The following is a 13,777-nucleotide window of genomic DNA, read 5'->3' as shown; positions in this document are numbered from 1 at the left end:
GATGCTGCACGTGCAATTCACTCATGTGTAATTAATGGCGTTCAGAGGCAAGGTTCAGGGTGTACTTGGGCAGTTCCACCACCAGATCCTCGTCCGCCAGTTTTGCCTGGCAGCTGAGACGGGATTCCGGCTCCAACCCCCACGCCTTGTCCAGCATGTCGTCTTCCAGCTCGTCACTTGGCTCGAGCGAGTCAAAGCCCTCGCGCACCACGCAGTGGCAGGTAGTGCAGGCACAGGATTTCTCGCAGGCATGCTCGATTTCGATACCGTTGCGCAGCGCCACATCCAGAATGGTCTCGCCGCTTTGCCCCTCGAGGGCGGCGCCATCCGGACAGAGTACGGGATGAGGAAGAATGATCAGTTTTGGCATATTACACCTTGTTGACGTTTTGTCCGGTCAGCACCTTGCGGATGGAGGCGTCCATCCGGCGGGCTGCAAACTCGCCACTGACAGCATCGGCTGTCTCAATGGCTTCTTTGATTTGATGGGTTGCGCCGCTGTTGCGCATGGTCAGCAGATGGGCGATGGCGGCATCAATCTCGGCACGCTCTGTCGCATTGAGCAGAGCATCGCCATCGGCGGCCAGCGCCGCATTGAGACTCTCGACCACACGGTCGGCTTCAACCTGCTGCTCGGCCAGCATGCGGGCATCCATATCCTGCTGGGCATTCTCGATGGAGGCACTCAGCATGTTGAGGATATCCTGCTCCGCCAGCCCGTAAGAGGGCTTGACCTGGATCTCGGCCTGCACGCCGGAGGATTTCTCCATGGCGCTGACCGAGAGCAGACCATCCGCATCCACCTGAAAGGTGACGCGAATATGGGCGGCGCCGGCTGCCATCGGCGGAATACCGGTCAGGGTAAAGCGGGCCAGGGAGCGGCAATCGGCCACCAACTCGCGTTCACCCTGTACCACGTGAATGGCCATGGCGGTCTGACCATCCTTGAAGGTAGTGAACTCCTGGGCGCGGGCAACCGGGATGGTAGTGTTGCGCGGGATCACCTTCTCGGCGAGGCCACCCATGGTCTCCAGACCCAGCGACAAGGGGATAACGTCCAGCAGCAGCATCTCGGCATCGGGCTTGTTGCCCACCAGAATATCGGCCTGGATGGCGGCGCCAATGGCGACCACCTTGTCAGGATCGATACTGGTCAGCGGCGTACGCTGGAAGAACTCGCCCACCAGTTCGCGCACCAGCGGCACCCGGGTGGAGCCACCGACCATCACCACTTCCAGCACTTCCACCTGCTCGAGACCGGCATCGCGCAGGGCGCGGCGACAAGCCAGCAAGGTCCGTTTCACCAGCGGGGTGATGAGTTCATCAAACTGGCTACGGCTCACTGAGCCCTGCCAGCCAGCAAAGGTGCACGCCACCTGCTCGGCATCGGTCAGGTCGTGTTTGACGGCAGCGGCCACATCCAGCAGCTCGCGCTGCAGATGGGCATCCAGCTCGCCGGAGAGGCCCGCCTGCTCCTTGATCCAGTCCGCCAGCAGGTGATCAAAATCATCACCGCCGAGGGCGGAATCGCCGCCGGTCGCCATCACTTCAAACACACCGCGGTGCAGACGCAGGATGGATATATCGAAGGTGCCGCCCCCCAGATCGTAAACCGCGATCACCCCTTCCTGACCGGAGTCAAGGCCATAGGCGATCGCGGCTGCGGTCGGCTCGTTGAGCAGACGCAGTACGTGCAGACCGGCCAGACGGGCCGCATCCTTGGTCCCCTGACGCTGGGCATCATCGAAATAGGCGGGCACGGTAATGACCACGCCATCGAGATCGCCCCCGAGTGTCTGGGCGCCACGCTCGGCCAGCTTTTTGAGAATTTCGGCCGATACCTGCACCGGATTGACCAGTCCCTGACGGGTTTGCAGTTGCGGCATGCCATTGTCGGCAGCGATGAACTGGTAGGGCTGCTGGCGGGTATCGATATCGGCCAGCGCCTTGCCCATCATCCGTTTGACCGAGACGATGGTGTTGTGAGGATCGAGCGCCGCTTCGCGCTTGGCATCAATCCCCACTCGAATGGCGTCGCTTTGATAGTGCACTACTGACGGGAGCAGGTCGCGCCCTTGCTCATCGCAAAGGGTATCAGCGTGACCACTGCGAACCGCAGCGACGAGAGAGTTGGTGGTGCCGAGATCGATGCCGACGGCACGTTTGTGCTGATGAGGAACAGCGCTCTGGCCGGGTTCGGCGATTTGCAGTAATGCCATGGGTAATGAAACTTCCAGCGTTAAAGGATCAAGACTCGAGAAGCGAGTCTTCGAATCGTTCCAGCTCTTCGAGGAGCTTGTCGACAAACTTGAGTTTGCGAACGCAATCAGCGGCAACGAGATCTCTGCCGGCGGCAAGAGACTCGGTCAGCTGCTGCATCAACATCTGGTGATCATGCCTGATCTCGCTGCGAAAATCCTTGATGGCGCGCTCAGGGTCGGCGTCATCTTTCAGATCGGCCAGACGCTCACGCCACTCCAGCTGCTGCATCAGAAACGCGGTATCTTGCAGAGTCTGCTGTTCACCACGGATATCAGTGCCACGCAGGGAGAGCAGATATTCTGCACGGCGCAGCGGCGCCTTGAGGGTGGTGAATGCTTCGTTGATCTGGGCGGCACGTTGCACCGCAGCCAGCTGCTCCCGTTCGGGGGCGGTGGCAAAACGATCAGGATGGAATTGGGTTTGCAGCTGGCGGTAGGTATCAGCCAACTGACGGGTATCGAGCTCGAAGCCTTCAACCAGCCCAAACAGCTCGAAATGATTCATGCAAACCTCTCGGAAACGTTCGCCACAACCTCACTCGCCCCTAGCAAATGAGATGTGGTTGAACGGGTCATGGGCGACCCGCTCAACCACAGACGAAGGATCATTGACGTCAAACATCTCAGACACTGAAGCTTTCGCCGCAACCACACTCGCCTTTGGCGTTGGGATTGTTGAACTGGAAGCCCTCGTTGAGGCCCTCCTTGACGAAATCCAGCTCGGTGCCATCCAGATGGATCAGACTCTTGGCATCGACAATAATCTTGACGCCCTGCTGCTCGAACACCTGATCCTCATCGGTCAGTTCATCAACGAACTCAAGCACGTAGGCCAGACCGGAGCAGCCGGTGGTTTTGACGCCGAGGCGCAGGCCAATGCCCTTGCCCCGGTTAGCCAGAAAAGAGGAAACCCGTGCCGCGGCGGCATCTGTCATGGTAATAGCCATACTGCTCTCCGGCGCTTAGAGACCTTTCTTCTGCTTGTAATCGGCGATGGCGGCCTTGATGGCGTCCTCAGCCAGAATGGAGCAGTGGATCTTCACCGGTGGCAGGGCCAACTCTTCAGCGATATCTGTGTTCTTGATGCCAGCCGCTTCGTCCAGGGTCTTGCCCTTGACCCATTCGGTCACCAGGGAGCTGGAGGCGATAGCGGAACCGCAGCCGTAGGTCTTGAACTTGGCATCTTCGATGATGCCTTCGTCGCTGATCTTCAATTGCAGCTTCATCACGTCGCCACAAGCGGGCGCACCGACCATGCCGGTTGCAACGCTGGGATCATTCTTGTCGAAACCACCGACGTTGCGAGGATTCTCGTAGTGGTCGATTACTTTTTCACTGTAAGCCATATCTCACTCCTGCTAATTCTGTTACTCACTGACCAAATAGATCAGTGATGAGCCCATTCGACCGTGTTCAGATCGACGCCGTCTTTGTACATCTCCCACAGGGGGGACATCTCGCGCAGACGACCGATGGAGTCACGAATAAGCTTGACCGCGTAGTCAATCTCTTCCTCGGTGGTGAAGCGACCCATGCTGAAACGGATGGAGCTGTGTGCCAACTCGTCGTTCAGACCCAGTGCGCGCAGCACATAGGAAGGTTCCAGGCTGGCGGAGGTACAGGCCGAACCGGAAGAGACCGCCAAATCTTTCAGCGCCATGATGAGGGATTCCCCTTCCACATAGGCAAAGCTGACGTTGAGGTTGCCCGGAACACGTTGATCCAGATCACCATTGATATAGACGGCTTCAATGTCCTTGATGCCATTCCACAGACGCTGGCGCAGTGCCAAGATACGCTCGCCTTCACTCACCATCTCTTCTTTGGCGATACGGAAGGCTTCGCCCATCCCGACGATCTGGTGGGTCGGCAGAGTACCGGAACGCATGCCGCGCTCGTGGCCGCCACCGTGCATCTGGGCTTCCAGACGAACGCGGGGTTTGCGACGAACAAACAGTGCACCAATCCCTTTAGGACCATACACCTTGTGCGCAGAGACGGAGAGCAGATCCACTTTCAGTGCCTCCACATCTACCGGGATCTTGCCCACACTCTGAACGGCATCCACGTGCAGCAGGATCTTGCGGGAACGGCACAACTCGCCGATGGCGGCAATGTTCTGAACCACGCCGATTTCGTTGTTCACATGCATGATGCTGACCAGGATGGTGTCATCACGCATGGCATTCTCAATCATCTCGATAGTGAACAGGCCGTTGGGCATCGGCTCAAGATAGGTCACCTCGAACCCTTCACGCTCCAGCTGGCGACAGGTATCGAGCACCGCCTTGTGTTCGGTCTTGGAAGTGATGATGTGCTTGCCCTTGCTGGCATAGAAGTGGGCAACACCCTTGATGGCCAGGTTATTGGATTCGGTCGCACCGGAAGTGAAGACGATCTCGCGGGGATCGGCGCCGATCAGATCTGCCACTTGATTACGGGCCAGATCCACCGCCTCTTCGGCTTGCCAGCCAAAGCGGTGAGAACGGGAAGCCGGATTGCCGAACAGGCCATCCATGGTGAGACACTGCATCATTTTTTCTGCGACACGCGGGTCCACCGGACAGGTTGCCGAATAATCAAGGTAAATAGGCAGTTTCATGTTTTTCTCCGTCACAGTCCGGGTCATACAGAGTCCCGCTGTGGAAAGCACGTTTATAGTTGGACTTTCAAGCTCACATCGCCGTGTTCTGCCCGATCAACCAGGGACAACACGGTCTTCATTTGTTCATCTTGCTTGCCGGCAATGCGGCGCACATCGGCCTGGCGTACCAGCTCGGCCAGGGTGATATCCCCGAGGAAGCTGGAGATCCGCTCACTCAGGTCACGCCACAGGGAGTGAGTCAGGCACTGGGTACCGCCGTGGCAGCCGCCCTTGCCGAGGCACTTGGTAGCATCGACCGACTCATCGACCGCAGTGATCACCTGACCAACCGAAATCTCGCCTGGGGCCAAACCGAGGCGATAACCACCGCCCGGGCCACGTACACTGCTCACCAGACCATGTTTGCGCAGGCGGGCAAAGAGCTGCTCGAGATAGGACAACGAGATGCCCTGGCGCTCGGAAATATCGGCAAGGGGGACGGGCCCCTGCTCTGCATGCAGCGCCACGTCGAGCATGGCGGTTACAGCGTAACGTCCTTTTGAAGTCAGTCTCATGTGCCTTACCGTCTTGCGAAGCAATTTAATGGGGCACATGGTCACATACCCGACCAAATCAGTCAAGTATATGGTTGAGTAAATCAGTCGGATTAATCCGGTACGCGCGCTTTCTGCACCGAGGTCAGAATACCGCGCAGAATGTTGAGCTCAGCCGCTTCCGGCCGAGCCCGATTGAACAGGCGACGCAGCTTGCTCATCACATGACCCGGATGGTCATCGGCAATAAAACCGGTCTTCATCAGGGTTTGTTCCAAGTGCTTATAAAACCCTTCCAGCTGGGCGGCACTCGGATAGGCCATCTCCTCTTCAGGCTCGGCGGCCTGCCCCTGCAGCCAGCGCATCCGCACTTCGTAACAGAGGGTCTGCACCGCCATGGCCAGATTGAGAGAGCTGTAATCAGGATTGGCCGGAATGGCCACGTGGTAGTGGCACTTTTGCAATTCGTCGTTGGTGAGACCGGTGCGCTCACGACCAAACACCAACGCAACCGGGTGCTGCATCCCCTCAACCACCGACTTTTCGCCGGCCTCACGGGGATCGAGCATGGGCCAGCTCAGGGTTCGAGAGCGGGCGCTGGAGCCAATCACCAGACCACAATCGGCGATCGCGTCGTCCAGTGTCGGGACGATACGGGCATTGGCAAGCACATCGCTGGCACCAGCCGCCAGGGCGAAGGCATTGTCATCCGGCAAGGCTTGCGGATCAACCAATACCAGCTGGGTCAACCCCATGGTCTTCATGGCGCGTGCCGCAGACCCCATGTTGCCGGTATGAGAGGTGTTTACCAAAACGATACGAATCTGATCCAACATGCCCAGTCAATCTTCAGTCAAAAATGGCGCGCAATTGTAACATAAGAGAACACCATGTTGGCACCGTAAAAGCCGAGCCATTTCAGAACAAAACCACCCGTTTGTATAACAAACCAGCATGAGGGAAGTGAGAGGGGGGGGGACTAAACTTGATGGATATCCGATAAACGGCACAGGAGACACCACGCCATGCTTCCTCCCTTTATCTATGAGAGATTGCCCAGCCTCTACCTGCTGGCAGCCATTGCCATTATTACGTTGAGTGAACAGCCCCTGCTCTGGTTTGCAGGCGCCTTGCTGTTTATCGCCGGAGCGGTGACCTGGATGATGCGCTCCAGCTACCGACGTACCGATCTGATTATCTTTCCGAGCAAACGCTGGCTACAGCCGGAGTGGCTGTATGAAGCGCAACCCTTTATCTGGCTGGCTGCGGGGCTGGCCATGTCACAGCTGCCCGCCCCTGCGGCACTCATCGCCTTGGTGCCCTGTCTGTGGGCCTGTCGTTGCCTCTGGGCACGGCACCATTATCGTCGCCATGCCCATGGGGTGATTGTCCACTTAAGACGGGATCCCGCCCGGCGCCGTCTGCACCGGAGCCTGCGCTGACTCGGTGCGGGCGCGTTCGATAAACGTCGCCAGATCCATCAGGGGATACTTCATCAGGCTTGGCAAGCCATCGAGATCCAGACTGTCCATCAGGTTTTTCACCTCAAGGCCCAGTTCGGTATCCCCTTCTATCTTCAACTTGCGCTGGAAAAAGAGCGAATCCGGATCCTCTTTGCGACCAGCGATGAGGATCAGGTCGTTGGCGGTACCGCTGAAGCAGACATCGGCCTTGTCACACTCGCGAGCTACCACCAGCAGGCCATTCTGCTCACTGATAAACCAGCACAGCTCCAGATCAGAGACTTCGACTTTCAGCCACTTGTCTGCCAGAAACTCGAAATCGCCATCTTCGATAGCCTCTTTGAATACCCGGGCCAGCAAACTCTCCATCAGCTGCTTTTGCAGATTGAAGGGAACCAGCTTGAGGGGATGGCGCAAGAAGCGCGGAGCCTGTTCGACCAGGCGGCGTTGCAGTTGTTGAAACACGATAGACTCCCTTTTTTGCGCATTCAAACACAGGGAGAGTGGCAAGATCCTGTTGGAAATCAAACTTGTGCAGGGTTACCTCAAGAAGGGTAAAGCCACATAAAGCTGCCTCAGGTCAAAAAGCGGGAGTGCATGGCTGCATACAATCAGGGCTCGTTTGCCCTTCATATGCACTCTCGGAGCGTACCAATGGAATTACTCTGTCCGGCAGGCAGTTTGCCGGCACTGAAAACCGCCGTGGATAACGGGGCCGATGCCGTTTATATCGGTTTCAAGGATGACACCAATGCACGCCACTTTGCCGGTCTCAACTTTACCGACAGCAAGCTGGAGAAGGCGGTAGATTATGTGCATCAACATGGTCGCAAGCTGCATATTGCCATCAATACCTTTGCCCATCCCGGGGCCGATACTCGATGGAAACAGGCGGTTGATCGCGGGGTGGCCCTCGGCGCCGATGCGTTAATCATCGCCGATCTCGCCGTGCTGGAATATGCCAGCCGCCACTACCCCGAGATGGAACTCCATGTCTCGGTGCAGGCCAGCGCCACCAATGCCGCCGCCATTCGCTTCTATCAGCAGCAATTCAATATCACACGGGTGGTGCTGCCCCGGGTGCTCTCCATGCATCAGGTCAAGCAGCTGGCCCGCGAGACCGATGTTGGCCTTGAGGTATTCGCTTTTGGCAGCCTCTGCATCATGGCCGAGGGGCGCTGCTATCTCTCCTCCTACATGACTGGCGAGAGTCCCAACACCGTCGGCGCCTGCTCACCGGCCAAGTTCGTCCGTTGGGAAGAGACCGCGAACGGCCTCGAGTCGCGACTCAACGAAGTGCTGATCGACCGCTATGGCCCGGGCGAAAATGCTGGCTATCCGACCCTGTGCAAGGGGCGTTTCGACGTGGATGGCCAGACCTACCACGCGCTGGAAGAGCCCACCAGTCTCAATACCCTGGGTCTCCTGCCCGAGCTGTTCAAGACCGGGATCCAGTCGGTCAAGATTGAAGGGCGCCAGCGCAGCCCCGCCTATGTGGAGCAAGTGACCCGGGTCTGGCGTGCGGCCATCGATGCCTATCAGGCCAATCCCGAGGCCTATCAGGTCAAAGCTGAGTGGGATGCCCAGCTCGCCCGCGTCTCCGAAGGTAGCCAGACTACCCTCGGCGCCTACCATCGTCAGTGGCAATAAGGAGTCCACCCATGCAATTTTCTCTCGGGCCTCTGCTCTTCTACTGGCCCAAAGCCGATACCGAGGCCTTTTACCATGCCGCGGCCGACAGTCAGGCCGACATCATCTATCTGGGGGAGACCGTCTGCAGCAAGCGGCGCGAACTCAAAGTCGATGACTGGATTGCGCTGGCCCGTCAGGTCGCAAACTCCGGCAAGCAGGTAGTGCTCTCGACCCTCGCCCTTATCTCCGCCCCTTCCGAGCTCAAGGAGGTGAAGCGGCTGGTCGACAATGGCGATCTTATGGTCGAAGCCAACGATCTCGGTACAGTGCAACTCGCCTGGGAGGCAGGGATCCCCTTCGTCTGTGGTCCCGCCATCAACGCCTATAACGCCGATGTGCTGCGCATGTTGCTCAAACAGGGGATGAAACGCTGGGTCATGCCGGTGGAGCTCTCCCGTGACTGGCTGATCCAGCTCAATCAGGATCTGGGCTCCCTGCGCGACCAATTTGAGGTGGAGGTGTTTGCCTACGGCCATCTGCCGCTCGCCTACTCGGCGCGCTGCTTCACCGCCCGCTCCCTCGACAAACCGAAAGACAACTGCGAGCTAGCCTGCATCAACTACCCCACCGGACGACTGGCCAACAGCCGCGAGGGGCAGCGGGTGTTCAATCTCAACGGGATCCAGACCCAGTCCGGTTACTGCTACAACCTGGGTAACGAGCTGGCTGGTATGGAAGGTCTGGTAGATGTGGTCAGGCTTTCGCCGCAAGGGATGGAGACGCTGGAGATGCTGGCCCGCTTCAAAGTCAACCGGCAGGGCCAGGCTCCCCTCTCCTTGCAGCAAGGAAGTGACTGCAACGGCTACTGGCGCCAGATCCCCGGCATGAGCCTGGTGGAGTAAACCCGCCATACGCCCAACAAAAAGGCCTCATCGCGAGGCCTTTTTACCACTATCTGGCAGTGGTTCAGGAGGGCTGATCACCCTTGTTACGAGCGCTCTGGGCACCTGGCGGCAAGGGCTTGCGCGCCATCAACTCCAGCTCCAGCAGCGCATAGCGGTGCTCGATGAAGTCATAGACGTTGTTAGATAAGGCCAGCTTGAAGTAGCTGATGGCTTCCTTGCGGTTACCTTTGCCCAGCTCGAACTTGCCCAGATAGAAGTAGGTTTCACACAGGCGCTCGGCAAGCTCCCGGTTATCCTTCACCCCTTTCACCACGTTGCCCATCAGCTGGGAAGCGTTGATCTCGCCGGTATAGAGGCGAACCAGATCCCAGTTCCAGGCGTCGTCATCGTACTTGTTGAGACGCTCGCGCATCCGGCTCATGGCGGCCGACGGGTCGAGTTTCTGCTCAGCCAGATAGAGCCAGATCACCCGATAGGGGTCTTCCGGCTGCGCCTCGTAGAAACGCTTCATATCGGCCGCGGCCAGCTCGGGACGGTTACCGTAATAGAGGGCGATGCCACGGTTGAGATAGGCATAGTCATAGTCCGGCGCCAGTTCGAGGGCGGAATCGAACGCATCATAGGCTTCGTCGTAATTCTGCTGCTGTACCAGATAGACGCCGATGAAGTTGTAGGCTTCGGCGAAATCCGGCTTCTCCCGCAGGGCACGGTTGAAATCGAGCCGCGCGAGGGAACGCAGACCAACCCGATCAAACACCACGGCACGCTCATAGAACAACTCTGCCCGTTGCTCGGTGGTCAGTTCCATTTCACTGAGCATCTGCCCGAGTCGGGCGAGCGCCAGCTCACTCTGGTAGGAGACCTGCAGGGGGGTCGCCAACACCAGTGAAGCAGGCTGCGGCTTGGGAACCTTGGGGGTGTTAACCTGACTGCTACTGCTGCAACCCCACATGGGAAGCAACAACAGGATACCGAGGAGGTATCCAATCCCTTTCCTGACGTTCAATGAACACTCCGACGCTTACGCTTGACCCCGCATATGGTAAAGGTCAACTGCCGCTTTGTCATGTAGCTGTGCCCCTCTACCTCAAATAAATCAGGATTCGACAGGGTATCCGGCATCGCACCAACCGCGAAACCCGCCGTCGACGCTGATCACCTTGCGATAACCCATCTGTTGCAGGTTGTCCGCAGCCAGAATGGAGCGAAAACCACCACCACAATAGAGGTAGAGCTCGGTCTCAAGATCCGGGAACTGGGTCTCGATATCCCGCTCAATCACGCCACGCCCCAGGTATCGGGCACCGGGCAGATGGCCTTTGGCCCACTCGCTCTCTTCCCGCACGTCGATTAGGTGAAACGTGCGCCCTTCGTCCTGCCAGCGCTTGATCTGGTGAACATCGGTTTCGGTAATGCGGGAGCGGATCCCGTCAACCAGCGCCAAAAAACGGGGATTGTGATGCATGACAAACTCCTGTTGTTTAAATCATGTGCGTCAGCAAACGACACGCAGAGATAAGAAAAGAGCGCCATGAGGCGCTCTTCACTGTTACGGCAGGATTTCCTGTTGGTCCGCACCCTCTTTCTCTACCTGGGTGGGCAGCATGTGCTCGCGCTTGACGCCGAGGAACATGGCAAACGCACTCGCCACATAGATGGAGGAGTAGGTACCGAACGCCACACCGATCACCATGGCCACGGCAAAACCGTGGATCAGCGCACCACCCTTGAGCAGCAGCGCCAGCACCACGATAAAGGTAAGGCCGGAGGTGATGATGGTACGACTCAGGGTCTCGGTCATGGAGAGATCCAGAATGTACTCGGTATCCCCTTTACGCACCTTGCGGAAGTTCTCCCGCAAGCGGTCGAACACCACGATGGTATCGTTCAGGGAGTAACCCACCAGGGTCATCAGTGCCGCCAGTACGGTCAGGTCGAACTCGTACTGGAAGTAGGCAAAGACACCCAGCGTGATCACCACGTCGTGCACCAGGGAGAGAATGCCCCCCAGCGCCAGACGCCATTCGAAACGCACTGCCACGTAGGCCAGGATACAGAGGATGGAGGCCAGCATGGCCAGCGCACCGTCTGTCGCCAGTTCATCACCCACGGAAGGGCCGACGAACTCGACGCGTTTGAGCACTGCGCCCTCGTCGAGCTGCTTGGCCGCCGCCAGCACTTCGTTACCCTGTTGTTCTACCTTGACCCCCTCTTTCGGGGTCAGGCGGAACAGCACGTCACGGCTGGAGCCAAAGTGTTGCAGGGTTGCCCCTTCAATCTTCTGCTCTTCCAGAGCGTCGTGGATCTTGTCCAGGCTCACCGACTGCTGGAACCCCACCTCGATGGTGGTACCACCGGTAAAGTCCAGACCCCAGTTCAGCCCCCGATCAAACAGGAAGAACAGGGCTACCACCATCAGCACGGAAGAGAAAACCACACCCGGCTTGGCATAGCGCATAAACGGGATCGGTTTTTCAAAATGTAGAATCTGAAACATCTCTCTATCCTCAGATGGGCAGCTTGTCGATACGCCGTCCACCCCAAGCCAGGTTGATAATGGCACGGGAAACTGTGATGGCAGTAAACATGGAGGCGGTCAGACCAATGCCCAGCGTCAGGGCAAAGCCCTTGATTGCGCCAGTACCGATACCGAACAGGATCACGCAGGTGATCAGCGAGGTCACGTTGGAGTCGGCGATGGTGGAGAATGCCCGATCAAAGCCCAGATGGATGGCTTGCTGAACACCGCGACCGTTGCGGATCTCTTCACGAATACGCTCGTAGATCAGTACGTTGGCATCCACCGCCATACCCAGCGTCAGGACGATACCGGCGATACCCGGCAATGTCATAGTGGCCCCCGGGATCATCGACATGATGCCGACAATCAACACCAGGTTCATACAGAGCGCCAGGTTGGCAACCCAGCCAAACGCGCGGTAGTAGATCCCCATGAACAGCACGATCACCAGCATGGCCCAGCCGATGGCTTCCATACCGCTGTCGATGTTCTGTTGACCCAGGCTCGGGCCAATGGTGCGCTCTTCCACGATCTGGATCGGGGCGATCAGAGCACCGGCACGCAGCAGCAGCGCCAGGTTGTGGGCTTCGTTGGCGTTGTCGATACCTGTGATACGGAACTGGCTGCCAAGACGCGACTGGATGGTGGCGACGTTGATCACCTCCTCCTGCTTGCGGAACTTGCGCTTGCCATCCGGACCCGGTTGACCGACCGGCTTGTACTCGATGAAGACGGTCGCCATCCCTTTACCGACGTTGTCCTTGGTAAAGTTGGCCATCTTGTTGCCACCCTGGCCATCCAGCTTGATGTTGACCTGGGGACGGCTGTACTCGTCGAAACCGGACTGGGCACCCACGATGTGGTCACCGGTCAGGATCACCCGCTTTTGCAGCACCACGGGACGACCATTGCGATCGTTGTAGACCTTGGAGCTGGGCGGGACACGGCCATCGGCCGCAGCCTGGATGTCGGCAGTCTCATCGACCATGTGGAATTCCAGGGTCGCGGTTGCACCCAGGATCTCCTTGGCGCGGGCGGTATCCTGAATACCGGGCAGTTCAACGACAATGCGCTCGGCGCCTTGCTGTTGTACCAGCGGCTCGGCCACGCCCAGTTCGTTGACCCGGTTACGGATGATGGTGATGTTCTGCTCGAGGGCGTACTTCTTCACTTCCTTGATCTTGGCTTCGCTCAGACCAGCCAGCAGGATGAACTCATCCCCTTTCTGCTCGGTAGTGAAAGTCAAATCAGGGTTCTGACGACGCAGATGAGAAACGGCGCGTTCCTGATCGGCTTCGTCACGGAAGATCACCTGCACCTGATCACCGACCCGGCGCACGCCGGAGTAACGGATCTTCTGGGTGCGCAGCTCGGAGCGGAAATCCTGCACCATCTGCTCTTGCTGCTTGGTCAGTGCTTCGGCCATGTCCACTTCCATCAGGAAGTGCACACCACCGCGCAGATCAAGACCCAGCTTCAGAGGCGCCGCACCGATGGCTTCGAGCCAGGCGGGAGTGGAAGGTGCCAGGTTGAGTGCGGTAATGAAGTTGTCGCCCAGCTTGTTGGCAACGATATCGCGCGCCTTCAGCTGGTCTTCGGTGTTCTTGAAACGGATCAGGATAAAACCGTGCTCGAATGCAGCATGTTTGACCGGGATCTTGGCCGCTTCAAGGGTCTCTTTCACCAGATCAAGAGTATCTAGCTTGACTTCGGCACCACGGCTGGCAGAAACCTGCAAAGCCGGATCTTCGCCGTAAAGATTGGGGGCTGCATATAGAAAACCGATGGCGATCACCAGGATCACCATCAGGTATTTCCACAGCGGATAGCGATTCAACACGCTGTGCTCCTTGGGAG

At 58.1% G+C, this 13,777-nt stretch carries 16 protein-coding genes; 3 read left to right on the top strand and 13 right to left on the bottom strand.

Going from position 1 to position 13,777, the window contains the following annotated elements; genetic code table 11:
• Positions 1 to 31: 31 nt before the first annotated feature.
• From fdx to trmJ, 8 genes are all read right to left on the bottom strand, one after another.
• A complete protein-coding gene (fdx, locus tag ACTG2J_RS08655) occupies positions 32 to 370 on the bottom strand; it encodes an ISC system 2Fe-2S type ferredoxin (protein ID WP_005333808.1) in 339 nt (112 codons plus the stop codon).
• 1 nt (position 371) lies between these two features.
• Complete coding sequence (hscA, locus tag ACTG2J_RS08650; RefSeq protein ID WP_439988769.1) at positions 372 to 2,219, bottom strand: Fe-S protein assembly chaperone HscA; 1,848 nt, start codon at positions 2,217 to 2,219, stop codon at positions 372 to 374.
• A 28-nt stretch (positions 2,220 to 2,247) separates the two neighbouring features.
• Positions 2,248 to 2,766 (bottom strand): co-chaperone HscB, encoded by a 519-nt coding sequence (hscB, locus tag ACTG2J_RS08645; RefSeq protein ID WP_005351031.1) that lies wholly within the window; start codon positions 2,764 to 2,766, stop codon positions 2,248 to 2,250.
• Between the two features lie 118 nt (positions 2,767 to 2,884).
• Positions 2,885 to 3,208: an iron-sulfur cluster assembly protein IscA gene (gene iscA, locus ACTG2J_RS08640; RefSeq protein WP_005333812.1), complete on the bottom strand. Its 324-nt coding sequence runs from the start codon at positions 3,206 to 3,208 to the stop codon at positions 2,885 to 2,887.
• Between the two features lie 15 nt (positions 3,209 to 3,223).
• A complete protein-coding gene (iscU, locus tag ACTG2J_RS08635) occupies positions 3,224 to 3,607 on the bottom strand; it encodes a Fe-S cluster assembly scaffold IscU (protein ID WP_005333813.1) in 384 nt (127 codons plus the stop codon).
• A 41-nt stretch (positions 3,608 to 3,648) separates the two neighbouring features.
• Complete coding sequence (locus ACTG2J_RS08630; RefSeq protein WP_021229687.1) at positions 3,649 to 4,863, bottom strand: IscS subfamily cysteine desulfurase; 1,215 nt, start codon at positions 4,861 to 4,863, stop codon at positions 3,649 to 3,651.
• 53 nt (positions 4,864 to 4,916) lie between these two features.
• Complete coding sequence (iscR, locus tag ACTG2J_RS08625; protein ID WP_026035025.1) at positions 4,917 to 5,420, bottom strand: Fe-S cluster assembly transcriptional regulator IscR; 504 nt, start codon at positions 5,418 to 5,420, stop codon at positions 4,917 to 4,919.
• Positions 5,421 to 5,512: 92 nt separating this feature from the next.
• A complete protein-coding gene (gene trmJ, locus ACTG2J_RS08620) occupies positions 5,513 to 6,235 on the bottom strand; it encodes a tRNA (cytosine(32)/uridine(32)-2'-O)-methyltransferase TrmJ (RefSeq protein WP_157160992.1) in 723 nt (240 codons plus the stop codon).
• 189 nt (positions 6,236 to 6,424) lie between these two features.
• Between trmJ and ACTG2J_RS08615 the strand changes: the two genes are divergently transcribed.
• Positions 6,425 to 6,841 (top strand): hypothetical protein, encoded by a 417-nt coding sequence (locus ACTG2J_RS08615; protein ID WP_005351023.1) that lies wholly within the window; start codon positions 6,425 to 6,427, stop codon positions 6,839 to 6,841.
• Here the strand turns inward: ACTG2J_RS08615 and ubiT are convergent.
• The gene (gene ubiT / locus ACTG2J_RS08610; protein ID WP_157160993.1) at positions 6,794 to 7,327 is read right to left on the bottom strand and encodes a ubiquinone anaerobic biosynthesis accessory factor UbiT; all 534 of its coding nucleotides are present in this window, start codon (positions 7,325 to 7,327) and stop codon (positions 6,794 to 6,796) included. The genes ACTG2J_RS08615 and ubiT overlap by 48 nt on opposite strands.
• 189 nt (positions 7,328 to 7,516) lie before the next feature.
• Here ubiT and ubiU point away from each other — a divergent pair, with 189 nt between their 5' ends.
• Complete coding sequence (ubiU, locus tag ACTG2J_RS08605; RefSeq protein WP_439988770.1) at positions 7,517 to 8,512, top strand: ubiquinone anaerobic biosynthesis protein UbiU; 996 nt, start codon at positions 7,517 to 7,519, stop codon at positions 8,510 to 8,512.
• An 11-nt stretch (positions 8,513 to 8,523) separates the two neighbouring features.
• Positions 8,524 to 9,396: a U32 family peptidase gene (locus ACTG2J_RS08600; protein WP_120414047.1), complete on the top strand. Its 873-nt coding sequence runs from the start codon at positions 8,524 to 8,526 to the stop codon at positions 9,394 to 9,396.
• Between the two features lie 64 nt (positions 9,397 to 9,460).
• On the opposite strand, the gene nlpI is transcribed toward ACTG2J_RS08600, so the two are convergent.
• The 4 genes from nlpI to secD form a co-directional block, all read right to left on the bottom strand.
• Positions 9,461 to 10,405: a lipoprotein NlpI gene (gene nlpI / locus ACTG2J_RS08595; RefSeq protein WP_005351017.1), complete on the bottom strand. Its 945-nt coding sequence runs from the start codon at positions 10,403 to 10,405 to the stop codon at positions 9,461 to 9,463.
• Between the two features lie 90 nt (positions 10,406 to 10,495).
• The gene (locus ACTG2J_RS08590; RefSeq protein WP_019446086.1) at positions 10,496 to 10,864 is read right to left on the bottom strand and encodes a rhodanese-like domain-containing protein; all 369 of its coding nucleotides are present in this window, start codon (positions 10,862 to 10,864) and stop codon (positions 10,496 to 10,498) included.
• A gap of 84 nt (positions 10,865 to 10,948) precedes the next feature.
• Positions 10,949 to 11,896 carry a protein translocase subunit SecF gene (secF, locus tag ACTG2J_RS08585; protein WP_005337322.1) on the bottom strand — a complete coding sequence of 316 codons (948 nt, stop codon included), beginning with the start codon at positions 11,894 to 11,896 and terminating at the stop codon, positions 10,949 to 10,951.
• Positions 11,897 to 11,906: 10 nt separating this feature from the next.
• Positions 11,907 to 13,760, bottom strand: coding sequence for a protein translocase subunit SecD (secD, locus tag ACTG2J_RS08580; RefSeq protein WP_005337324.1), 1,854 nt, complete (start codon positions 13,758 to 13,760; stop codon positions 11,907 to 11,909).
• Between the last annotated feature and the right edge of the window lie 17 nt (positions 13,761 to 13,777).

Source organism: Aeromonas sp. 6P, from assembly GCF_051919525.1.
Lineage (GTDB): Bacteria > Pseudomonadota > Gammaproteobacteria > Enterobacterales > Aeromonadaceae > Aeromonas > Aeromonas veronii.
This window is presented reverse-complemented; position numbering and strand designations above follow the sequence as displayed.